Annotated in this window: 21 protein-coding genes; 15 read left to right on the top strand and 6 right to left on the bottom strand. The window is 72.6% G+C overall.

Annotated elements, in window-relative coordinates:
• Positions 1-140: 140 nt before the first annotated feature.
• A complete protein-coding gene (locus ABEA15_RS04745) occupies positions 141-1,004 on the bottom strand; it encodes a M48 family metalloprotease (protein WP_344141931.1) in 864 nt (287 codons plus the stop codon).
• A gap of 631 nt (positions 1,005-1,635) precedes the next feature.
• On the opposite strand from ABEA15_RS04745, the gene ABEA15_RS04740 reads away from it, so the two are divergent.
• The 7 genes from ABEA15_RS04740 (at position 1,636) to ABEA15_RS04710 (ending at position 9,175) form a co-directional block, all read left to right on the top strand.
• Entirely contained in the window at positions 1,636-3,483 is a 1,848-nt protein-coding gene (locus ABEA15_RS04740) for a 2-oxoacid:acceptor oxidoreductase subunit alpha (RefSeq protein ID WP_345555630.1), read from the top strand.
• Positions 3,484-3,556: 73 nt separating this feature from the next.
• Entirely contained in the window at positions 3,557-4,546 is a 990-nt protein-coding gene (locus tag ABEA15_RS04735; RefSeq protein ID WP_344142035.1) for a 2-oxoacid:ferredoxin oxidoreductase subunit beta, read from the top strand.
• Between the two features lie 254 nt (positions 4,547-4,800).
• Positions 4,801-6,342: a fatty acyl-CoA synthetase gene (locus ABEA15_RS04730; protein ID WP_345555629.1), complete on the top strand. Its 1,542-nt coding sequence runs from the start codon at positions 4,801-4,803 to the stop codon at positions 6,340-6,342.
• A gap of 109 nt (positions 6,343-6,451) precedes the next feature.
• Positions 6,452-7,114 carry an SDR family oxidoreductase gene (locus ABEA15_RS04725; protein ID WP_345555628.1) on the top strand — a complete coding sequence of 221 codons (663 nt, stop codon included), beginning with the start codon at positions 6,452-6,454 and terminating at the stop codon, positions 7,112-7,114.
• 150 nt (positions 7,115-7,264) lie between these two features.
• A complete protein-coding gene (locus ABEA15_RS04720; protein ID WP_344141938.1) occupies positions 7,265-7,804 on the top strand; it encodes a hypothetical protein in 540 nt (179 codons plus the stop codon).
• Positions 7,805-8,172: 368 nt separating this feature from the next.
• The gene (locus ABEA15_RS04715) at positions 8,173-8,382 is read left to right on the top strand and encodes a hypothetical protein (protein WP_344141939.1); all 210 of its coding nucleotides are present in this window, start codon (positions 8,173-8,175) and stop codon (positions 8,380-8,382) included.
• Positions 8,383-8,584: 202 nt separating this feature from the next.
• Entirely contained in the window at positions 8,585-9,175 is a 591-nt protein-coding gene (locus ABEA15_RS04710) for a Uma2 family endonuclease (protein ID WP_425579359.1), read from the top strand.
• Positions 9,176-9,254: 79 nt separating this feature from the next.
• Here ABEA15_RS04710 and ABEA15_RS04705 read toward each other — a convergent pair whose 3' ends face one another.
• Positions 9,255-9,827 (bottom strand): potassium channel family protein, encoded by a 573-nt coding sequence (locus ABEA15_RS04705; protein ID WP_345555626.1) that lies wholly within the window; start codon positions 9,825-9,827, stop codon positions 9,255-9,257.
• A gap of 128 nt (positions 9,828-9,955) precedes the next feature.
• Positions 9,956-10,330 carry a VOC family protein gene (locus tag ABEA15_RS04700; RefSeq protein ID WP_345555625.1) on the bottom strand — a complete coding sequence of 125 codons (375 nt, stop codon included), beginning with the start codon at positions 10,328-10,330 and terminating at the stop codon, positions 9,956-9,958.
• Between the two features lie 111 nt (positions 10,331-10,441).
• Between ABEA15_RS04700 and ABEA15_RS04695 the strand changes: the two genes are divergently transcribed.
• The 5 genes from ABEA15_RS04695 (at position 10,442) to ABEA15_RS04675 (ending at position 15,303) form a co-directional block, all read left to right on the top strand.
• Positions 10,442-10,981 (top strand): pyridoxamine 5'-phosphate oxidase family protein, encoded by a 540-nt coding sequence (locus tag ABEA15_RS04695; protein ID WP_344141946.1) that lies wholly within the window; start codon positions 10,442-10,444, stop codon positions 10,979-10,981.
• A 111-nt stretch (positions 10,982-11,092) separates the two neighbouring features.
• Entirely contained in the window at positions 11,093-11,932 is an 840-nt protein-coding gene (locus ABEA15_RS04690) for a helix-turn-helix domain-containing protein (RefSeq protein WP_345555624.1), read from the top strand.
• Between the two features lie 265 nt (positions 11,933-12,197).
• A complete protein-coding gene (locus ABEA15_RS04685; protein WP_344141948.1) occupies positions 12,198-13,223 on the top strand; it encodes an iron-siderophore ABC transporter substrate-binding protein in 1,026 nt (341 codons plus the stop codon).
• Positions 13,220-14,260 carry a FecCD family ABC transporter permease gene (locus tag ABEA15_RS04680; protein WP_344141949.1) on the top strand — a complete coding sequence of 347 codons (1,041 nt, stop codon included), beginning with the start codon at positions 13,220-13,222 and terminating at the stop codon, positions 14,258-14,260. Before ABEA15_RS04685 ends, ABEA15_RS04680 begins: the two co-directional genes overlap by 4 nt.
• Complete coding sequence (locus ABEA15_RS04675; protein WP_425579358.1) at positions 14,257-15,303, top strand: FecCD family ABC transporter permease; 1,047 nt, start codon at positions 14,257-14,259, stop codon at positions 15,301-15,303. Before ABEA15_RS04680 ends, ABEA15_RS04675 begins: the two co-directional genes overlap by 4 nt.
• Before the next feature lie 98 nt (positions 15,304-15,401).
• Here the strand turns inward: ABEA15_RS04675 and ABEA15_RS04670 are convergent, their stop codons facing one another.
• Entirely contained in the window at positions 15,402-16,187 is a 786-nt protein-coding gene (locus ABEA15_RS04670) for a TetR/AcrR family transcriptional regulator (RefSeq protein WP_345555623.1), read from the bottom strand.
• An 85-nt stretch (positions 16,188-16,272) separates the two neighbouring features.
• Here ABEA15_RS04670 and ABEA15_RS04665 point away from each other — a divergent pair, with 85 nt between their 5' ends.
• The gene (locus tag ABEA15_RS04665; protein WP_386698880.1) at positions 16,273-17,238 is read left to right on the top strand and encodes an ATP-binding cassette domain-containing protein; all 966 of its coding nucleotides are present in this window, start codon (positions 16,273-16,275) and stop codon (positions 17,236-17,238) included.
• Positions 17,235-18,020: an ABC transporter permease gene (locus tag ABEA15_RS04660; protein ID WP_345555622.1), complete on the top strand. Its 786-nt coding sequence runs from the start codon at positions 17,235-17,237 to the stop codon at positions 18,018-18,020. The genes ABEA15_RS04665 and ABEA15_RS04660 overlap by 4 nt, the downstream gene beginning before the upstream one ends.
• A gap of 235 nt (positions 18,021-18,255) precedes the next feature.
• Here ABEA15_RS04660 and ABEA15_RS04655 read toward each other — a convergent pair whose 3' ends face one another.
• Both ABEA15_RS04655 and msrA read right to left on the bottom strand, forming a co-directional pair.
• Positions 18,256-19,011: a hypothetical protein gene (locus ABEA15_RS04655; protein WP_345555621.1), complete on the bottom strand. Its 756-nt coding sequence runs from the start codon at positions 19,009-19,011 to the stop codon at positions 18,256-18,258.
• A gap of 66 nt (positions 19,012-19,077) precedes the next feature.
• A complete protein-coding gene (gene msrA / locus ABEA15_RS04650) occupies positions 19,078-19,740 on the bottom strand; it encodes a peptide-methionine (S)-S-oxide reductase MsrA (RefSeq protein ID WP_345555620.1) in 663 nt (220 codons plus the stop codon).
• Positions 19,741-19,843: 103 nt separating this feature from the next.
• On the opposite strand from msrA, the gene rarD reads away from it, so the two are divergent.
• Positions 19,844-20,842 (top strand): EamA family transporter RarD, encoded by a 999-nt coding sequence (gene rarD, locus ABEA15_RS04645; protein ID WP_345555619.1) that lies wholly within the window; start codon positions 19,844-19,846, stop codon positions 20,840-20,842.
• The last annotated feature ends 38 nt before the right edge of the window (positions 20,843-20,880 follow it).

The following is a 20,880-nucleotide window of genomic DNA, read 5'->3' as shown; positions in this document are numbered from 1 at the left end:
CCCTGCGGCGCGGGGTGAGCCGGCCCGCCCGCTCACCCCTTCGCCGCTCGCCCCTTCGCCCTGCGCCCGTTCGCCCCGCGCCCGCGGCGCACAATGCGCGCCCGCACTCCGTGGCGCTGTGCCGTGCGGTGCCGTCCGCGCTACTCGGCTCCCCAGCGGCGGGCGAGGGTGCGCAGGCGGCTGATGCGCTCCTGGACCGGCGGGTGGGCCGCGAAGAGCTTGTTCAGTCCGCGCCGCGGGAACGGGTGGGCGATCATCAGGTGGCCCGCCGCCAGCAGCGGGCGCTCGGGCGGCAGCGGGTGCGTGCGCGTTCCGATGTCGATCTTGCGCAGCGCACCGGCGAGCGCCAGCGGGTCGCCCGTCAGCTCGGCCGCGGCGCGGTCGGCGCGGTACTCGCGCGAGCGGCTCACCCCCAGGCGGATGACGCCGGCCGCCATCGGCCCCAGGGCCAAGAACAGCAGCGCGCTCAGCAGGCTGGGCACGTCCTCGTCTTCGGAGTCGCCCAGCGGCAGCAGCAGCGCCAGCGCGGTCAGGGAGGTGATGGCCGCCGCGATCGCGCCCGCCACCGAGCACAGCAGGGTGTCGCGGCTGCGGACGTGGGCCAGCTCGTGGGCGATCACGCCGCGCAGCTCGCGCTCGGTGAGGGTGCGCAGCAGGCCGGTGGTGCAGCAGACGGCGGCCCGGCGCGGGCTGCGGCCGGTCGCGAACGCGTTGGGCGCCGGCGTGGGCGAGAGGTACAGCCGCGGCATCGGCTGGCGGGCCTGTGTGGCCAGCTCGCGCACGATGCGGTAGAGCTCGGGCTGCTCGATCTCGCTGACCGGGCGGGCCCGCATCACGCGCAGGGCCATGCCGTCGCCGAAGAAGAAGACGACCGCGTTCAGCCCGACGACGGCGACGATGCCGATCTGCAGCCCCTGCGCGCCCGCCAGAATCCAGCTCACCACCACGACCAGAGCCGAGACCCCGCCGAGCAGGGCCGCTGCGCGGATCGTGTTGAGCTGCACGGCTCCGGCCTCCCTTGGTTCCCGGGCCCCCTCCAGGCCACTTCTGGGTAGCAAACGCGCGAATCGATCCCGGTCGTTCCCGTTTTGCCAGGCGAACCCGCCGCATTCCGCTTCCGGCCCGTCCTCCGGCCGCCCCGCGAACCGCCGCAACACGCTTCCGCGACCGCATATGCGCTGATCCGGCCGCTCCGGCTGTGACATCCCCCACTTGCTTCGATGGCGGGGGGAGCGACCGCCTATAGTGCGAGAGTGGCCGCTTTTCCTTCGACGCCCGCCCGGCCGGTAGTACCGCTCACCGGCAGGCGGCACGTGGACCTCGTGCGCATCGCACGCGAGCCTTGTTGTCCTTGACACAGCGTCATCCCCCGCACCGGCCACCGCCGACCGAACGGTTCCCCGGCGACGAAGCCGGGTCCGCTCGGATCCCCGATGCGCCGCCGGCGGGCGCGCCCTGCGCACGCACGCCGGAGCAGCCCCACGGCCGCGCGCCGGTGCCCAGGCCAGGTCCCCGTTCGAATTCCCGTGTCCGGCCACCCTCCGGCCCTGCCGGTGCTCAACGTGGTGGTGAGGACACTGCCAACCTGAGCCGCCGACCCCGTACGGCGGTTCGACGAGGAGGTCGGCGATCCCCGTGACCAAACAGGTCCAGCAGATCGATCGCGTCATCATCCGCTTCGCAGGCGACTCCGGCGACGGCATGCAGCTCACCGGAGACAGGTTCACCCAGGAGACAGCGTCCTTCGGCAACGACCTGTCGACCCTGCCGAACTTCCCCGCGGAGATCCGCGCCCCGGCGGGCACCCTGCCGGGCGTGTCCAGCTTCCAGCTCCATTTCGCGGACCACGACATCATGACGCCGGGCGACGCCCCCAACGTGCTGGTCGCCATGAATCCCGCCGCGCTCAAGGCCAACGTCGACGACCTGCCGCGCGGCGCGACGGTCATCGTCAACACCGACGAGTTCACCAAGCGCAGCATGGCCAAGGTCGGCTACGAGAGCGACCCGCTCTCCGACGACTCCCTGTCGGAGTTCAAGGTCAGCCGCGTGCCGCTGACCTCCATGACGGTCAAGGCGCTCGAAGAGTTCGACATCTCCAAGAAGGACTCCCAGCGCGCGAAGAACATGTTCGCGCTCGGGCTGCTCTCGTGGATGTACAACCGGCCCACCGAGGGCACGCTCGGCTTCCTGAAGTCGAAGTTCTCGGGCAAGCCCGAGATCCTGGCCGCCAACGTGGCGGCGTTCGAGGCCGGGTGGAGCTTCGGCGAGACCACCGAGGACTTCGCCGTCTCCTACGAGGTCAAGCCCGCACGGCTACCCGCCGGCACCTACCGCAACATCACCGGCAACCTGGCGATCTCTTACGGGCTGATCGCCGGCTCGCAGCTGTCGGGGCTGCCGCTGTTCCTGGGCTCCTACCCCATCACCCCGGCGTCGGACATCCTGCACGAGCTGTCCCGGCACAAGCACATGGGCGTGCGCACGTTCCAGGCCGAGGACGAGATCGCCGGCGTGGGCGCGGCGCTGGGCGCCGCGTTCGGCGGTTCGCTGGGGGTCACGACCACTTCGGGCCCGGGCATGGTGCTCAAGGCGGAGTCGCTGGGCCTGGCGGTGATGACCGAGCTGCCCCTCCTGGTGATCGACGTCCAGCGGGCCGGACCGAGCACGGGCATGCCGACCAAGACGGAGCAGGCCGACCTGCTGATGGCGATGTTCGGGCGCAACGGCGAGTCGCCGGTGCCGGTGCTGGCGCCGCAGTCGCCGTCGGACTGCTTCGACGTCGCGATCGAGGCCACGCGCATCGCGGCCAAGTACCGCACCCCGGTGATCGTCCTCTCCGACGGCTACCTGGCCAACGGCTCCGAGCCCTGGCGCCTCCCCGCGGTCGCCGACCTGCCCGACCTCTCGGTGGACTTCGCCTCGCCCTCCGAGGACGGCGGCGAGTTCCGGCCCTACGACCGCGACCCCGAGACCCTGGCCCGCCCGTGGGCGGTGCCGGGCACACCCGGGCTGGAGCACCGCATCGGCGGCATCGAGAAGAGCGACGGCACCGGCAACATCTCCTACAGCCCGGCCAACCACGACCTGATGGTGCGCTCCCGCCAGGCCAAGGTCGACGGGATCGCGCGGGACATACCGGAGCTGGAGGTCGACGACCCCACCGGCGACGCCGAGGTCCTCGTCCTCGGCTGGGGCGGCACCTACGGGTCCATCGGCGCGGGCGTGCGCCGGGTGCGGCGCGCCGGCGGGAAGGTGGCCCAGGCCCACCTGCGCCACCTGAACCCCTTCCCTGAGAACCTGGGTGCGGTGCTGCGGTCCTACGACCGCGTGCTGGTGCCCGAGATCAACCTCGGCCAGCTGGCGATGCTGCTGCGCAGCAAGTACCTGGTCGACGTCATCGGCTACACGAAGGTCCGCGGCCTGCCGTTCAAGGCCGAAGAACTGGCGGGCGTGGTGCAGGAGGTCATCGACCGTGTCTGAGAGCAACGGGAACGGCGCGGGTGCGGGCTTCAAGAGCCTGCGGCTGGTCCCGCGCACCGACACCGAGTACAAGATGAAGGACTTCAAGTCCGACCAGGAGGTGCGCTGGTGCCCCGGGTGCGGCGACTACGCCATCCTGGCGGCGTTCCAGGGCTTCCTGCCGGAGCTGGGGGTGCCGCGGGAGAACATCGTCATCGTCTCGGGCATCGGGTGCTCCTCGCGGTTCCCCTACTACCTGAGCACCTACGGGATGCACTCCATCCACGGCCGCGCGCCGGCGATCGCCACCGGGCTGGCGTCCAGCAGGCCCGACCTGTCGGTGTGGGTGATCACGGGTGACGGCGACGGGCTGTCCATCGGCGGCAACCACCTCATCCACGCGCTGCGCCGCAACGTCAACATCAACGTGCTGCTGTTCAACAACCGCATCTACGGGCTGACCAAGGGGCAGTACTCGCCGACCTCGGAGCCCGGCAAGGTCACCAAGTCCTCGCCGATGGGGTCGCTGGACACCCCGTTCAACCCGGTCTCGCTGGCGCTGGGCGCCGAGGCGGGCTTCGTCGCGCGCACCGTCGACTCCGACCGCAAGCACGTCACCAGCGTGCTGCGCGCGGCCGCCGACCACGAGGGCGCGTCGTTCGTCGAGATCTACCAGAACTGCCCGATCTTCAACGACGACGCGTTCGAGCCCCTGAAGGACCCGGGCGAGCGCGACATGCGGCTGCTGCGCATGGAGCACGGCGAGCCGCTGCGCGTGGGCGGCGACCGGGGTGTGGTGCAGGGCGACTACGGCGAACTGCAGGTGGCCGACGTCGCCGAGGTCGGTGAGGACGCGCTGCTGCGCCACGACGCGCACCGCGCCGATCCCGGGTACGCCTTCGCGCTGTCCCGCATGGACTACCCCGCGTTCGAGCACGTGCCGATCGGCGTGTTCCGCGACGTGGACCGGCCCACCTACGACGGCCGGATGGCCGAGCAGCTCGCCCAGGCCCAAGCCGAGCGCGGCGGGAAGGACGAGCTTGCGGCCCTGCTGTCGAGCGGCGACACCTGGACGGTGGACTGAGGCCGGGCCCGCACCGGGCTCCGGTCGAAGGCGGGCGGCCGCGCTGAGGCGCGGCCGCCCGCCTTTTCAGATATCGGGCCTTCGGGGCTCCGCCGGGCCCGCAGGACGGTTTCCGCGCCCCGCGGACTCGGCGCGGCCGGGCGTACACAGGTGCGGTTCGCGTCTGGCCCAGCGGCGCTTCCGCGGCCTAGGTTGGTTTGTGCGCCATGCCGCAGGAGGGGCGGCGGGCGCCCGACACGGCTGCGGGAGGCGGTATGGGAGCCGGGGACTCGGCACTGACCAGAGCGAGCACGGTCGACGGCGTGCTGCACAGAACCGCGGCGCGGTCTCCGAACCGCGTCGCGCTGCGCTTCGGCGACCGCGAGTGGACCTTCGCCGAACTCGACCGGGGCGTGACGCGCGTTGCGGCGTGGCTGCTGGGCCTCGGCCTGACCCGCGGCGACCGGGTGGCCGCCTACGGCCACAACTCCGATGCCTACCTGCTGGCGTTCCTGGGCTGCGCGCGGGCGGGCCTGGTGCACGTGCCGGTGAACCAGAACCTCGGCGGCGCCGAGCTGAGCTACCTGCTGTCGCAGTCGGGCAGCATCGTGGTACTGGCCGACCCCAGGCTCGCCGGCCGCGTCGAGGAGGTCCGCTCGCAGATCCCCGCCCGCGAAGTGCTGGCCCTGCGCGGAGCCGGGGAGTCGGTGCTGGAGGTCGCGCGCGATCCCGACGCCCCCGCGGAGGTCTTCACCGACGTGGGCGACACCGACCTCGTCCAGCTGCTCTACACCTCCGGCACCACGTCGGCGCCCAAGGGCGCCATGATGACCCACCGGGCACTGGTGCACGAGTACCTCAGCTGCCTGCACGCCCTCGACATCTCCGAGGGCGACCGGATGCTGCACGCCCTGCCGCTGTACCACTCCGCCCAGATGCACGTGTTCCTGATGCCGGCGCTGGCGGCGGGCGCCTACAGCGAGGTCGTCGAGACCCCCGAGCCCGCCGACCTCCTGCGCCGCATCGAGGAGAACGGCATCACCTCGTTCTTCGCGGCCCCCACGGTCTGGGCGGCGCTGTCCAACCACGCCGACTTCGCGACGCGCGACCTGTCCGGACTGGCCAAGGCCTACTACGGAGCGGCGATCATGCCGGTGCCGGTGCTGGAGCGCATCCGCAAACGCCACCCGGGCATCGGCTTCTACAACTGCTTCGGGCAGAGCGAGATCGGTCCGCTGGCCACGGTGCTGCGGCCCGAGGAGCACGTCGAGGGGCGGATGGACTCCTGCGGGCGGCCCGTGCTCTTCGTCGAGGCGCGCCTGGTTGACGAGCAGGGTGCCGACGTCGCCCCGGGCGAGCGCGGCGAGGTCGTCTACCGCTCCCCGCAGCTGTGCGTGGGCTACTGGGACAAGCCCGAGGAGGCCAAGGAGGCGTTCCGCGACGGCTGGTTCCGCTCGGGCGACATCGCGCGGCGCGACTCCGAGGGCTTCTTCACGATCGTGGACCGGGTGAAGGACGTCATCAACACCGGCGGAGTGCTGGTGGCGCCGCGCGAGGTCGAGGACGTGCTCTACCAGCACCCCTCCGTCGCCGAGACGGCCGTGATCGCGGTGCCCCACTCCGAGTGGGGCGAGGCCGTCACGGCGGTCGCCGTACTGAAGGGCCCGGCCACGGAGGACGAGCTGATCGCGTTCGTGCGCGAGCGGCTGGCGGGGTTCAAGACGCCCAAACGCGTGCACCTGGTCGACGACCTGCCGCGCAACGCCAGCGGCAAACTGCTCAAGCGGGTGCTGCGGGAGCGCTTCGCCGGCGGGTGAGCCGCGGCGCGCGCCGCCGGTGCGGCACCGCGCGCCGGTGCGCGCCGCCTCCTCCGGCTCCTTCGGTGGCCGCGGGCCGGACGCCGGGCGGAGGGCATAGCCTGCGGGTATGCGTATTGTCATCGCCGGAGGACACGGCAAGATCGCGTTGCGGCTCGAACGGCTCCTGGCCGCGCGCGGTGACACGCCGGTAGGCCTGATCCGCAATCCCGACCACGCCGCCGACGTGCGCGAAGCCGGTGCCGAACCGGTCGTGCTCGATCTGGAGGAGGCCACCGTCACCCAGCTCACCGAGAAGGTGATGGGCGCCGACGCGGTGGTCTTCGCGGCGGGCGCCGGCCCGGGAAGCGGCGCGGCGCGCAAGGCCACGGTCGACCGGGACGCGGCCCGACTGCTGGCCGACGCAGCCTCGCTGGCCGGTGTGCGGCGCTACATCATGGTTTCGGCGATCGCGGTGGACGAGGGGCCGCCGCCCGACTCGGAGCCGGTGTGGGCCGCCTACGTGGAGGCCAAGCGCGCCGCCGACGACGAGCTGCGCCGGCGAAGCCTGGAGACCGACTGGACGATCCTGCGACCGGGCCGGCTCACGGACGGGGCGGGAACCGGGAAGGTGTGGCTCGCGCCCAAGGTGGAGCGGGCGGAGATTCCGCGCGAGGACGTCGCCGCGGTCATCGCCGCACTGCTCGACGAGCCCGCCACCATCGGCCGGGTTCTGGAGCTGGTGGGCGGGCCCACGCCGATCAGGGACGCGGTGGAGGCGGTAGGAGCGTAGCCGTTCCGGGACTTCTGGCTAGAAGACTCCCAAAGAAGGCATCATGGGTGCGGACGTGCCCGGCGCAGCGGCTTCTCGGCTGACGTGAATGGCGGGCGACGAGCAACGGGCAGGCGAGTGCCGCACAGAGCAGATAGGTACGGTTGACACATGAGCGTCACGCAGGTCGTGAGGGACAGCACCGTCGTCGAGCACGCGAAGGTCGCCGCGCAGCAGAGGCGCCGGATGTTCATCGTGCAACTGGACGTCAACAGCTACGACGAGGCGTCCAGCAAGGTCCGCCCCGGCCTGACCCGCATCCTCGAGGGGATCGAGGAGGCCGGGTGGCGTCTGGACCAGATCACGCCGAGCGCGGGCGAGGACGGGGAGTCCGCGCGGCTGTTCATCTTCCGGCCCGACGCCGGGGGCGGCGCACAGGCCTCGGGCGGCCAGCAGGCCGCCGAGAACAACACGGGACAGCAGCAGGCCTATCAGCAGCAGCCCACCGGCGGACAGCAGCAGGACCCGTATGCGGGCTACCAGTACCAGACCGGGCAGCAGTACAGCCAGGGCTACCAGCAGTACCAGCAGCAGTACCCGGGCTACGGGCAGCAGCAGTACCCCGGTTACGGACAACAGCAGCAGCCGGGTTACGGACAGCAGCCGGGCTACGGGCAGCAGTACCCGGGCTACGGCCAGCAGGGCTGGTAACCGGGAGTACGTCCGGGATCCGGCCGGCGGCCGTGTTCGGCCGAGGGCGCCGGCCCGGCACCGCAACGGCCCGCGTGCGACGCACGCGGGCCGCTCCCGTGTCGGACGGGCCGGGCCGGGCCGACGGCGGGCCGGCCCCGCGATCCCGGCCGCGCAAGCGGGTCCGGCGCTTGCGCGCGGCGGCCGCGACGGAGGGTGAAGCGTCCGTTCTGCACCGAAAGCCGGATCTTCGCAGGTCATGGACGAAATAATCGTCGGCGTTTTGCCCATAACCACGTGACGTGCTTCCTCAACTACGTTAAGTTACTTGTCGCGGGGCGGAGAGAACGGCCGCCCTCGTGAGCTTCCCGTACTCCGAGAGGAATCCCATGAAGCGCATCGCCACGGTCTCCGGCCTCATCGCCGGGACGGCCCTCGCCCTCGGCGCCATGGCCGGCACCGCCAGCGCCGACAACAACGCCGACGTGCAGAACATCACCGTCCCGGTGTGCGTCGACGTGCTCCAGGCCTCGGGCTTCGCCCCCGACGGCTGCTCCGTCGTCGACGTGCACGACGAGAAGGGCATCGGCGTCAGCTGAGTCCCGTCTGCCGGCGCATCGGGCCCGGGCGGCACGACGGCCGCCCGGGCCTTCGCCATTCTCGGGCCCGACCGACGGGAGTTTTCGCGGCAACCCCCGACAAGCCGGACATCCTTCCGGAGAATTTGCAGCGTACTCGCCCGTAACCGAACAGGCGTCCGGATACTGGTCTCCATGCGAGTTAGGAGGCAGTATGGCGATTATGAGCATCGGAAAGGCGGGCCCGCCCGCCGAGCGTCTGACGACGGAGGACCTGGCGCGCATGCCGGACGACGGCAGGCGCTACGAGCTGGCCGAGGGGAAGCTTGACGTGTCCCCGGCGCCGGTATTCATGCACACGCTGATCGAGGGACGGCTTTGCACGCACCTCGCCAACAGCGCTCCGCCGGAGTTCGTCGTCCTGCCCGGAGCAGGCATCGACCTCAACGCGGACCGGACCCGCCACCGCATCCCGGACCTGGCGGTAATCCGGCAGCGCGACGCGGACCAGCCCTACCTGACACGGCCGCCGGCACTGGCGGTGGAGGTCGTCTCCCCGGAGAGTGTGCTGCGCGACACGCACACCAAGCGGCAGGAGTACGCGGAGTTCGGCATCGAGTCCTACTGGATCGTCGACCCCGCGCCGGACAAGACCGGGATTCTCGCGCTGCGTCTGGAGGACGGCTGCTACGTCGAGGCGGCCCAGGCCCACGGCGAAGACGTCCTGGAGGCGGACCTGCCCTTCCCCGTGCGGATCGCCCCGCACTGGCTCACCGCCGAAGGCGACTGGCGGCAGCGGATCGCCGGCGAGTGACCGGGCGCGTCCGGCCTCCGGACCGGGCGCGCCGGACATGAAGCACGTCGTGAGCAGGACCTGGCGGACAGCGCGGGGCTCAGCCGCGGTCGAGGCTGCGCCGGCGCTGGCGGGCGGTGTCCACGACGAGGCGCAGGACGGCACCGATCAGCAGCAGATTGAGCAGCATCTGGAGTGTCACCACCGCGCGGGCGGTCGGGGTGAGCGGGACGATGTCGCCGAACCCGACCGTGGCGAACACGGTCACGGTGAAGTACAGCGCGTCCACGCGGTTCAGCCGCTCGGTGAACGCGGCCGGCTCCGCTGCGGAGTGCAGCACATAGACCGCGGCCCAGCCCAGCAGGTAGGCCGCCGCGAGCAGGCCGACCGCGGCTCCGGCGCGCAGCTCCGGCCGGGGTGCGCGTGAGACCGCGCGGACCTGCCAGACGACGAGGCCGGCGAACAGCAGCAGCGCGCCGATCGAGCGCAGCGTCAGATGCCGGTCGACCGACGGGGTCAGCGGCGCGAGCACGTAGACCGCGAGCAGGGCGGCGTCGGCGACGACCGTCACCAGCACGTCCTTGACCGTCGGCCACGGGTTCCGCCGCGCGGCGGAACCCGCACCCGCCGGCGCGCCCGGGTGGTCGTCGCCGTCTCCCCCGCCCGCGTTCACTCCACCAGTCCACCACCGCCGCCCCGGCTGCGGCGGCCGCCACACCGAGGCGTGCGGAGGCCGGCACGCCACACACGCGCGAACCCGGGCGGGGCTCCTCCGGCACGGGTGGCGCCGGAGGACCCGGGTCACTCCGGTGCGTGGCAGACGGCCTCGACGTTGTTGCCGTCGGGATCGCGCACGAAGGCGCCGTAGTAGTGCGGGTGGTACTCCGGCCACACCCGCGGCGCGTGCAGTACCTCGGCTCCGGCGGCCGCGGCGGCCGCGTGGAACGCCTCGACGGCCGCGCGGTCACCGGCGGCGAAGGCGAGGTGGACCTCCCGCGGGGGCGCCGAAGAGGCGGTCGGGCCCACCCAGAAGACCGGGGACTCGCCGACGCCGTAGGCGACGGCGTCCTCGCCGAAGTCCATCACCCGCCGCCCGTTCAGGGGTGCGAGCACCGCGTCGTAGAAGGCCGTGGCGGCCGCCATGTCGGCGACCTGTATGGACAGATGGTCGATCATGTGGGAAGCGTCTCACCCGCTACCGACGATTTCGGGCCGAGGGGAGACCGCCTGCGCCCCGCACGGCGTTCCTGACGGGCGGTGTCAGGATTCGGCGGCAGAATCGCCCGCATGTACGAGACCAGCACCGAACTCGGCGACCTCCAGGACCTGCTCGACCGCTCACTTGGCGGCGCGGGCGCGCACCTGCGCTCGATCTACCAGGCCGACGGGGACAACCCGAGCACGCTCACCGCCGAGCAGACCGCCCGCGCGCTCACCGGTATGTGCACCCTGGCGCTGGCGACGGTGACGGCCGCCGGCGAACCCCGCATCAGCGGCGTCGACGGCCACTTCCTGCACGGGCGCTGGGTCGTCGGCACCGAGCGGTCCTCCGCCAAGGCCCGCCATCTGGCGGCGCGCCCCGCTGTCAGCGCCGCCCACATCCGGGGTGACGACTTGGGCGTGTTCACCCACGGCACAGCGGTTCCCATCACGCCGCCGGACGCGGCCGACCCGGAGGCCGCGGGCTGGCCGGCGGTACTGGAGCACCTCGTGGCCCACTACGGCGAGACCCCGATGAACTGGGGGGACGTGGTCTACTACCGCATCGATCCGCACTGGATGACCGCCTACTGCCCCGACCCGGCCAAGGTGCTCACGCAGCCGTAGGCGCCGCGCGGCCGCGCCTGCCGGCCCCGCCCCTCGGGCGGCTCGGGCAGGCGCGGTGCGCGGACCGGGCCGCCCGCGCCCGCTCTTCCGCCGGCGCTTAGCCTGGATGACGTGGCCGAACGAGACATCGCGCCGAGTCCGGCGGTTCTGCTGCGCGATGGCGGACCGCCGCCGGACGGCGCGACCGACCGGCGCAGCCTTCCCCTGTACCGCGCCGGCGAGATCGACGTGCCGTTCGTCGTCCAGAGCTCGGTGGAGACCATCCCCGGCGACACGTTCTGGGAGATGCATTCGCACCCCACGCACGAGCTCCTCTGGAACGAGCGGGGCGCCTCGTCGGCCGTCATCGGCGGCCGGGTCTGGACGATCACCCCGACCGCCGCCCTGTGGGTACCGGCCGGTACGCCCCACGCGGGGTGGACGCCCGCCGGCCTCCGCCATCGCGCCGCGCATTTCGCCGTCGACGCGGTGCCGTCGATCTCTGACGTGCCCGTCGCGGTGGAGCTGACCTCGCTGCTGCGGCTGCTGCTGGACCGGCTGGACGCCGACGGCCTGGCCCCGGCCGCGCGTGCGCGCACGGAGGCGATGGTGCTCGACCTCCTCGTGCCGGCCCGCCACGAGCTCACTCTGCGGGTGCCGGACTCGCCGCTGCTCGCCCCCATCACCGCCGCCGTACGCGAGGATCCCGGTGACGCGACGACGCTGGCCGTGTGGGCCTCGCGGCTCGGCGTGAGCACGCGCACCATCACGCGGACGTTCCAGTCCGAGACCGGTCTGGGGTTCAGCCGGTGGGTGGCCGCGGCGCGTATGCAGCAGGCGGTCGCGATGCTCGCGCGCGGCGACCGGCTCGACGAGGTGGCCGAGCGTGTCGGATACCACTCGGCGAGCGCGTTCGGCGCCGCCTTCCGGCGGATCACCGGGGTGAGCCCGGGGCGGTTCCGGTCGCAGTGACGCGGCGAACGGACATGCGCGCGGCGCTTGTCCGTTCTGCGACAAACACTGTCGTATCTGCGCGGTTGCGCACCCGAGGCGCCCAGCTCTAGCTTTGGCTAGGCAAACCTAAGTCTGCTGCCGCAGCGGTCGCGTGCGCGTCGTGCGCCGTATCGAGACGTGCCCTCCGGCCGGTCCCCCGACGCAGCGGGACGCCGTAGAAGGCGCGCCAGGCGGCGGGAGAGCCGGGCCCCGCCGCGCGGCCCGCCACAACCGGAAGGAAGCCATGCCCCGCGTTTCACGGCTGGTCGCACTCGCCACGGCCGCACTGCTCGCCGCCGGGACCGCAGCCTGCTCCTCGTCGCCCTCCGACGAGGGATCCGGCGGCTCCGGCGACTGGAGCCCCGTCACCGTCGAGCACGCGTTCGGCGAGACCACGATCGAGACGAAGCCCGAACGCGTGGCGACGGTCAATTGGGCCAATCACGAGGTCCCGCTCGCCCTGGGGGTCGTGCCGGTCGGCATGGCCGCCGCCAACTTCGGCGATGACGACGGCGACGGCGTGCTCCCCTGGGTCGAGAAGCGCCTCAAGAGGCTCGACGCCGAAACGCCCGTGCTGTTCGACGAGACCGACGGCATCGACTTCGAGGCCGTCGCGGACACCAAGCCGGACGTGATCCTCGCCGCCTACTCAGGACTGACTCAGGAGGACTACGACACGCTGAGCGAGATCGCCCCCGTCGTCGCCTACCCCAAGACCGCCTGGGGCACGCCGTGGCGGGAGCTGATCAGGATGAACAGCAAGGCCATCGGCATGGCGGACGAGGGCGAGAAGCTCGTCTCCGACCTCGACGAGGAGATCGAGGCGGCGGTCGCCGAGTATCCCGCTATCGAGGGCGAGTCGGCGATGTTCCTGACGCACGTCGACACCACGGACCTCAGCGAGGTCAGCTTCTACACCGCCCACGACACGCGCGCCATGTTCTTCGAGGACCTCGGGATGGAGACCCCGCAGAGCATCGCGGACGCCTCGGCCGAGACCGAGGAGTTCTCCCTCACCCAGAGCGCCGAACGAGCGGACGCCTTCGACGACGCGGACATCATCGTCACCTACGGCGGCGACGAGCTCGTAGACGCCCTGGAGGGCGACCCCCTGCTCTCGCAGATGCCGGCCGTGGAGAACGGCGCGATCGTCAACCTTCCCGGCGAGAGCCCGCTGGGTACGGCCGCGAACCCGACACCGCTGTCGATCTCGTGGGTCCTCGACGACTACCTGTCGCTCCTGTCCGAAGCCGCTGACGCGAAGCGGTGACGGCCCACGCCGCGCCCGCGGCGGACACCGCCCGACGGCGGCGGCCGCCGCGGGGCACGCCCCTCTGGCTGCTCGCCCTGTCCGGCGTCCTGGTCGCGCTCGCGGCGGCCTCGGTGACCGTCGGCTCCCGCGACGTCGAGTGGGCCGACGTCCTGGCGGCCCTGTCCGGCTCGGTCGAGGGCTTCGACCAGGCGGCTGTGGCCAAGCGGATCCCCCGGACGCTGCTCGCCGCCGCCGCGGGCGCCGCCCTCGGCGTCGCGGGGGCGGTGATGCAGGGGGTCACCCGCAACCCGCTGGCGGATCCGGGGATCCTCGGCGTGAACATGGGCGCCTCGCTCGCCGTCGCCTCGGGTATCGGCTACTTCGGCCTGACGTCGGCGAGCGCGTACACCTGGGTGGCGATCGCAGGCGCGGGCGCCACCGCCGTGTTCGTCTACGCCATCGGGTCCATGGGACGGGGCGGGGCGACCCCGCTCAAGCTCGCCCTCGCCGGCGCGGCGACCTCCGCCGCTCTGGCGTCGTCCATCAGCGCCGTCGTGCTTCCGCGCGGCGACATCGCCGACAGCGTCAGGTCCTGGCAGATCGGCGGTGTCGGCGGCGGCACGTTCGACAGCATCGGCCGGGTCCTCCCGTTCCTCGCGGTCGGCTTCCTGGTCTGCCTGCTGTCGGCCCGCTGGCTCAACCTCCTGGCGCTGGGCGACGACGTCGCCGCGGGCCTGGGGACGCGCGTCGCGATCGCGCGGACGACGTCCGCCTTCGGCGCTGTCGTGCTGTGCGGCGCGACCACCGCCGTCACCGGCCCGATCGGCTTCGTCGGGCTGGTCGTGCCGCACGTGTGCCGACTGCTCGTCGGCGTCGACCACCGGTGGCTGCTGCCGTTCTCGGCGGTCGGCGGCGCCGCCCTCCTCACGGCGGCCGACGTCGTGGGCCGCGTCGTGGCACGGCCCGGCGAGGTCGACGTCGGCATCGTGACCGCTCTGGTGGGCGGTCCGTTCTTCATCTACATCGTCCGCCGTCAGAAGGTTCGTGACCTGTGAGCGCCCTCACCGCCGAGACCGGCCGGACAGGCGTCGGCCCTGTCCGGAGGCGCAGCCTGCGCCGGCGGCGGACGGTGATCGCCGTCCTGTCCGCCCTGATCGTCCTCGTGTTCGCCGCGACGCTGATGATCGGGCGGACCTTCTACCCGCCCGGGGACGTTCTGGGCGTGATTCTGGGTCAGGACGTGCCGGGCGCCTCGTTCACCGTGGGCCGGCTGCGGCTGCCGCGGGCCGTGCTCGCGGCGGCGGCGGGCGTGTGCTTCGGGCTGGCGGGCGTCACCTTCCAGACCATGCTGCGCAACCCGCTCGCCAGCCCGGACATCATCGGAATCAGTTCGGGCGCCAGTGCGGCCGCGACCTTCGCGATCGTGGTGCTCTCCCTCGACGGGACCGGGGTGTCGGTCTTCGCGATCGCCGCGGGCCTGGCCGTGTCCCTGATCGTGTACGTGCTGTCGTTCAAGCGCGGGGTCACCGGCACCCGGCTCATCCTGATCGGTATCGGGATCGCGGCCATGCTCGACAGCGTCACCGCCTACGTCCTCGACCGCGCGGCCCAGTGGGACCTGCAGGAGGCGCTGCGCTGGCTCACCGGCAGCCTCAACGGCGCCGGCTGGGAGGAGGCCCTCCCGGTCGTCGCCGCGCTGGTCGTGATCGGGCCCGTGCTGCTGTCCATATCGCGCGACCTCACGGTGCTGCGGCTGGGCGACGAGACCGCGTCGGCCCTGGGCGTCCGCGTCGACCGGACACGGCTCGTCGCCACCACGGGGGCGGTCGGGCTCATCGCCTTCGCGATCGCCGCGACGGGGCCGATCGCGTTCGCGGCCTTCCTCTCCGGTCCGATCGCGGCGCGCATCCTCGGGCCGAACGGCTCCCTGCTCGTCCCCTCGGCGCTGGTCGGCGCCCTGCTCGTGCTGGTGGCCGACCTCTGCGGACAGTTCGCCTTCGGCACCCGCTACCCCGTGGGGGTCATCACCGGCGTGCTGGGGGCGCCCTACCTCGTCTACCTGATCGTGCGCACCAACCGCGCGGGCGGAGCCCTGTGAACGCCTCCGGCGGCGCCGTCCAGCCGGCTGCACCACCCGATGTCCTCCCACCGGGTGGGTAAAGCGGGCAGTCGGCACCGCGCCCGGGAGCGCCGCGCCTACCGCTCCGGCGCGGGCGGGCTCTGGTCGGCGGAGGCCCGGGACGCGTGGGCGAGCACGCCGTCGATGATCCGGGCCAGCCCGAACTCCAGCTCCCGCTCGGGTGAACCGGCCGCCTGGTAGGCCTCGCCAACCGTCAGCCCGACCCTGCCGGCCAGCGGGTAGGACCGGCCCGCCATCAGCTCGCCGAGCGCCGGGGCGTTGGCGTCCCACCATTCGCGGTCGCTCACCCCGGACTCCTGCTCGGCGCGCCGGACCCGGTGTTCGGCGTGGACGATGCTGCCGGCGAACCCGACCAGCAGCGCGACCGTCTGGTCCATCTCGATGTCGCCGAGTCCGAGCCCGTCCACCGCCGCGAGCTGCCACTCGTACCGGTCGGCCGCGTGGGGACCGAGCCACGCCCGCACACCGGTGACGTCGAGCAGCCAGGGGTGGGCGCGGCAGTCGTCGTGCTGCACCCGGGCGACGAGTTCGAGCCGCAGCCGCGCGTCGTCGGGAAGCTCGGGCAGGTGGGTGCGGCCGAGCGCCTGGTCGACCATCAGCACGATCAGGTCCTGGCGGCTGGGCACGTAGGTGTAGAGCGTCATCGGAGCCAGTCCGAGCCGCCCGGCGAGCCCGCGCATGGTGACGGCGTCCAGGCCCTCGGCGTCGGCGAGGCCGATCGCCGCGTCCACCACCTCGTCGACCGAGAGCCGCTGCTTGGGTCCGCGGCGGCGCTGGGGCTCCTGCCCGGGTGCCGCGTGGCGCCAGAGCAGGCGCAGCGAGGGATCGGGGTCGCGGGTCACGGCATCCCATCCTACTTCTTCGTACGGCGTACAGAGTTCATGCTACACTCAGCATCTTATTCTCCGTACGCCGTACAAAGTTAGGATGCCCATGACCGCCGCCACGCCTTTGCTCGCCCGCGGGTTACACAAGCGCTACGGTCCTACCCGGGCCCTCGACGGCCTCGACCTGGAGGTCGCGCCCGGCACCGTGCACGCCCTGCTCGGCCCGAACGGCGCCGGCAAGAGCACCGCGGTCAACATCTTCACCACCCTCACCCGCCCCGACTCCGGCGAGGCCCGCGTCGCCGGACACGACGTGGGCCGCTCGCCCCGCGACGTGCGCGCGGCCATCGGCCTGGTCGGCCAGACCAGCGCACTGGACGAGAAGCTCCACGGCCGGGAGAACCTGGTCATGTTCAGCCGGCTGCACAACCTCGCGAAGGCGGCCGCCCGCGCCCGCGCCGGCGAGCTGCTCGACGCCTTCGGACTCTCCGCCGCGGCCGACCGCAAGGTCTCGACATACTCGGGCGGCATGCGCCGCCGGCTGGACATCGCCGTCGCCCTGGTGACACGGCCGCGGCTGCTCTTCCTCGACGAGCCGACCAGCGGTCTCGACCCGCGCGGGCGCAACGACGTCTGGACGACCCTGAGGCGGGTGGTCGGCGAGGGAACCACGGTGCTGCTCACGACGCAGTACCTGGACGAGGCCGACCAGCTCGCCGACCGGCTCACGGTCCTCGGCGCCGGCCGGGTGATCGCAGAGGGCACCTCCTCGCAGCTCAAGGGCTCCCTCGGCGGCGACCGGGTCATCATCACCCCGCGCGACCCCGGCGAGCTGCATCGCACCGCCGAAGTGCTCGGCGGAACACCGGACGCCGAGGCGCTGCGTGTCACCGTCGAGGCCGGGCCGTCCGGCGGCACCGCCGCCCTGGTGGCGGCGGTCCGCGCTCTCGACGCCGCGTCCATCGGCGTCGACGACGCCGTCCTGCGCCGCCCGACCCTCGACGAGGTCTTCCTCCACCTCACCGCCGACGGCGAGGCCGCCGAGCACGAAGGAGCCCTGCGATGACCCTCCAGACTCTCCGCCACGGCTGGGTCCTGACCGTGCGGGACCTCAAGCACTGGCAGCGCGAACCGTGGGCCCCGGTCATCGGGATCGCCTTCTCGGTCATGCTGCTGCTGGTGTTCGGCTACCTGTTCGGCGGCGCGATCGACCTGCCCGGGGGCGGCGGTTACCTCCCCTACCTGCTGCCCGGCATGTTCACCCTGACCATGCTCTTCGGCATCGAAAGCACGATGGGCGCGATCACCGAGGACACCAAGCGCGGGATCACCGACCGGTTGCGCTCCATGCCGATCTCCGCCGTCGGTGTCCCGCTCGGCCGCACGGCCGCCGACCTGATGAACTCCGTCGTCCAGCTCGCCGTGCTGATGGCGGGCGGACTGGCCATCGGCTGGCGCGTCGACGGGTCGATCGGTTCGGCGCTCCTCGCGGCGGCGCTGCTGCTGTGGCTGCGCCTGGCCGTGCTCTGGGTGGGGGTCTACCTCGGTCTGGCGATCCGCAGCGAGGGTGCGCTGATTGCGGTCCAGGTGCTGGTGTGGCCGTTCGGATTCCTGTCCAACATCTTCGTGGCCCCCGAGACGATGCCGGGCTGGCTCGGCTTCCTCGCCGGCTGGAACCCGGTGTCGGCGACCGCCGCCGCGTGCCGGGAGCTGTTCGGCAACCCGCTCGGCACCACGGGCGGGGTTCTCGCCGAGCATGCGGTGGCGCTGGCGTTCGCCTGGCCCGCGCTCCTGCTGGCGGTGTTCGTCCCGCTCTCCGCCCGGGCCTACCGCAACCTCTCCCGCTGAACAACCTGCAAGAACGAGCCTGTCGCCGCCGCCGGCGCCCGAGCGGTTTCGGTGAGGGGCGGGGTGTCCTGCGCTCTCGCCCGGCAGGGCGGAGCGGACGCCACGGGCGTTCGCCGTCCGCGCGCCGGAGCGGCGCTGGCAGCGCTGACGCGAGGGACCACGCGGCCGAACGCCCCCGGCCGCGTGGTCGCGCCGCCTGCGGTGGTGCTCATCGGACCCGGGCCGAATACGCCGCTCAGGTGCGCGGTCGGCTGCGTGCGGCGGCCCGCAGGCCCGCGGCGCTGCGCAGCACCGCTCGCAGGGGCTTGCGGCGCTCCCGGGCGCGGTCGGCGGCCGTGTCCCCCGCGCCGGTCGGGCACAGCCGGCACAGCTCCAGCACCCGGCTGCGGCGCTCCAACCAGGCAGCCGCGTCCTCGTCGATCCAGCGGGCGGCCGCGAAGACCCTCCGCGCCTCGAAGGGGACGTCCACGCCGAGCATGGAGTCGTGGTGGGCGAGGCGGTTGCGGAACACGCGGATGCCGTCCAGCGCAGCGAACACCCTGCGGCGCCGCCCCGGCGCGTTCGGAAACGCTTTGTGCAGCCCGTCCCGCCACAGCTCCGCGTACTCGGGCCCGAGCAACCCCGACCAGTATCCGAAGGTGAGCCCGGCGACGATCTGGTCCCGGGACTCCTTGCCCTCCTCCCGCAAGCGCTCACGCACCGACCGCACCGGTGCGGCGGCACCCTCGCCGCCCGGCAGCGGCAGCAGGAACCACGGGATTTTGCGCTCGTCCTCGCGGAAGTGGCGCCGGAGGCAGGAGTCGACGGCGTTGCGCAGCAGCACCTCGAAGTGGCCGACGTCCTCGAAGGCCGCAGCAGCGGTGCGCGTGCTCCACTCGTAGAGCGCGAGCGCATCGCCCTTGTCTCCGCCCGCCTTCTCCAGGTAGGGAGCCATACGGGGCGCGGACAACCGGTTCCAGACGAGGCCGGCGTCGTGCTCGCGGTGGGGCATGCGACGAGCGTAGACCACGGAGCGGCGTCCCGGCCGCGCCGCCGCCGGCGCCCGGGACGCCTCCCGTCACTGCGTGCGGGCGACTCCCACGGGGCAGGTGGCGCCGGTTCCGCCGAGGCCGCAGTAGCCGTTGGGGTTCTTGGCGTCGGAGAGGTACTGCTGGTGGTAGCCCTCGGCGAAGTAGAACGGGCCTGCGGCGGCGATCTCGGTGGTGATCGCGCCGTGGCCGGACCCGGTCAGCACCCCCTGGAAGGCCTCGCGCGAGGACTCGGCGGCGGCCTTCTGGTCGTCGCCGCGGTAGAGGATCGCGGAGCGGTACTGGGTGCCCAGGTCGTTGCCCTGGCGCATGCCCTGGGTGGGGTCGTGGCCCTCCCAGAAGACCTTGAGCAGGTCCGTGTAGGAGATGGCGCGGGGGTCGAAGACCACGCGGACGGCCTCGGTGTGGCCGGTGCGGCCGCTGCACACCTCTTCGTAGGTGGGGTTGGGGGTGTAGCCGCCGGCGTAGCCCACGGCCGTGGTGATGATGCCGTTGCCGGCGCCGATCTCCCAGAAGGCGCGCTCGGCGCCCCAGAAGCAGCCCATTCCGAACTCGGCGATCTCGCTGCCCTCGGGGTAGGGCGGGGCCAGTGGGGTGCCGAGCACCTCGTGGCGCTCGGGAACCGGCATCGCGGCGTCCCTGCCGGGCAGGGCCTGCTCCGGAGTGACCATGGTCATCTGCTTGCCGAACATGCCTCCAGGCTACCCGGGGGCCGCGCGTGCGGCCGGTCGGAGGCCGCCCGATCGGAGCGTATTCGGACGCTCATGGGATGAATTCTGGCCTAGGCTTGCCAGCGTGCCTGATTCCAATCGCGGTGTACTTCTCGGGGCCGGCGCCTATCTGATGTGGGGCCTGTCCACGCTCTACTGGCCGTTGGTCTCCGCGGCCGGAGCCACCGAGGTGATCGCCCACCGGATGGTGTGGTCCCTGCTGACCGTGCTGGTGCTGCTGGCGCTGCGCGCGCACTGGCGGTGGCTGGCCGCCCTGCTCCGCCGCCCCGACCGCCTGGCGATGCTCGCCGGGGCCGCCGCGGTGATCTCGGTGAACTGGGGGCTGTTCGTCTACACGGTCAACAGCGGGCAGACGAGCCAGGCCGCACTGGGGTACTTCATCAACCCGCTGGTAAGCGTGCTGGTGGGGGTGGTGTTCTTCGCCGAGCGGCTGCGCCGTGCCCAGGCGGCCGCGGTGGCGCTGGGCGCGGTGGCCGTGGCGGTGCTGAGCGTGGCCTACGGCGGCGTGCCGTGGCTTTCGCTGGGCATGGCGTTCTCCTTCGCCACCTACGGCGCTCTGAAGAAGCTGGCCGGGATGGACGGGGTGGAGAGCCTGGCCGCGGAGACGCTGCTGCTGTTCCTGCCCGCCGTCGGCTACATCGTGTTCCTGCAGGCCACCGGCTCCGGAACCTTCACCGGCGCCTCGCCCTGGCACAGCGTCGCACTGGTGGGCTCGGGGGTCGTCACCGCGCTGCCCCTGCTGGCCTTCGGCGCGGCCGCCCGCCGGATCCCGCTGAGCATGCTCGGGCTGCTGCAGTTCATCGTCCCGGTGATGCAGTTCCTGTTCGCCTGGCTGCTCTTCGCCGAGGAGATGCCGCCCAGCCGCTGGGTCGGGTTCGCGATCGTGTGGTGCGCGCTCGCCGTCTTCGTCACCGACATGCTCCGGCACAACGCCCGCACCTCCCGCGCACGCCGCGACGCCGAGCCGGAGGCCCGGCCCGCCGCTCCCCGGAGCGGCCGCAGGCGAACCCCCGCAGCGGAGGGGACCGCGCCCGCGGGCGAACCCGTCGGCGAGACCGACTGAACGCCGCTCCGCTCATCCCTCGGCGAGCGCGGCACCGA

The organism is Streptomonospora halophila (assembly GCF_039542725.1).
GTDB lineage: Bacteria > Actinomycetota > Actinomycetes > Streptosporangiales > Streptosporangiaceae > Streptomonospora > Streptomonospora halophila.
Note: the sequence above shows the minus strand (reverse complement) of the source record. Positions and strands in the feature narration are given on the sequence as shown.

Excerpts from the sequence above, each read along its gene's own strand:
- ABEA15_RS04720 (WP_344141938.1), top strand. The coding sequence starts at position 7,265 with ATGAGCGTCACGCAGGTCGTGAGGGACAGCACCGTCGTCGAGCACGCG.
- msrA (WP_345555620.1), bottom strand. The coding sequence starts at position 19,740 with ATGTTCGGCAAGCAGATGACCATGGTCACTCCGGAGCAGGCCCTGCCC.
- ABEA15_RS04730 (WP_345555629.1), top strand. The coding sequence starts at position 4,801 with ATGGGAGCCGGGGACTCGGCACTGACCAGAGCGAGCACGGTCGACGGC.
- ABEA15_RS04715 (WP_344141939.1), top strand. The coding sequence starts at position 8,173 with ATGAAGCGCATCGCCACGGTCTCCGGCCTCATCGCCGGGACGGCCCTC.
- ABEA15_RS04710 (WP_425579359.1), top strand. The coding sequence starts at position 8,585 with ATGAGCATCGGAAAGGCGGGCCCGCCCGCCGAGCGTCTGACGACGGAG.
- ABEA15_RS04695 (WP_344141946.1), top strand. The coding sequence starts at position 10,442 with ATGTACGAGACCAGCACCGAACTCGGCGACCTCCAGGACCTGCTCGAC.
- ABEA15_RS04700 (WP_345555625.1), bottom strand. The coding sequence starts at position 10,330 with ATGATCGACCATCTGTCCATACAGGTCGCCGACATGGCGGCCGCCACG.
- ABEA15_RS04665 (WP_386698880.1), top strand. The coding sequence starts at position 16,273 with ATGCCCATGACCGCCGCCACGCCTTTGCTCGCCCGCGGGTTACACAAG.
- ABEA15_RS04725 (WP_345555628.1), top strand. The coding sequence starts at position 6,452 with ATGCGTATTGTCATCGCCGGAGGACACGGCAAGATCGCGTTGCGGCTC.
- ABEA15_RS04685 (WP_344141948.1), top strand. The coding sequence starts at position 12,198 with ATGCCCCGCGTTTCACGGCTGGTCGCACTCGCCACGGCCGCACTGCTC.
- ABEA15_RS04655 (WP_345555621.1), bottom strand. The coding sequence starts at position 19,011 with ATGCCCCACCGCGAGCACGACGCCGGCCTCGTCTGGAACCGGTTGTCC.
- ABEA15_RS04735 (WP_344142035.1), top strand. The coding sequence starts at position 3,557 with ATGAAGGACTTCAAGTCCGACCAGGAGGTGCGCTGGTGCCCCGGGTGC.
- ABEA15_RS04660 (WP_345555622.1), top strand. The coding sequence starts at position 17,235 with ATGACCCTCCAGACTCTCCGCCACGGCTGGGTCCTGACCGTGCGGGAC.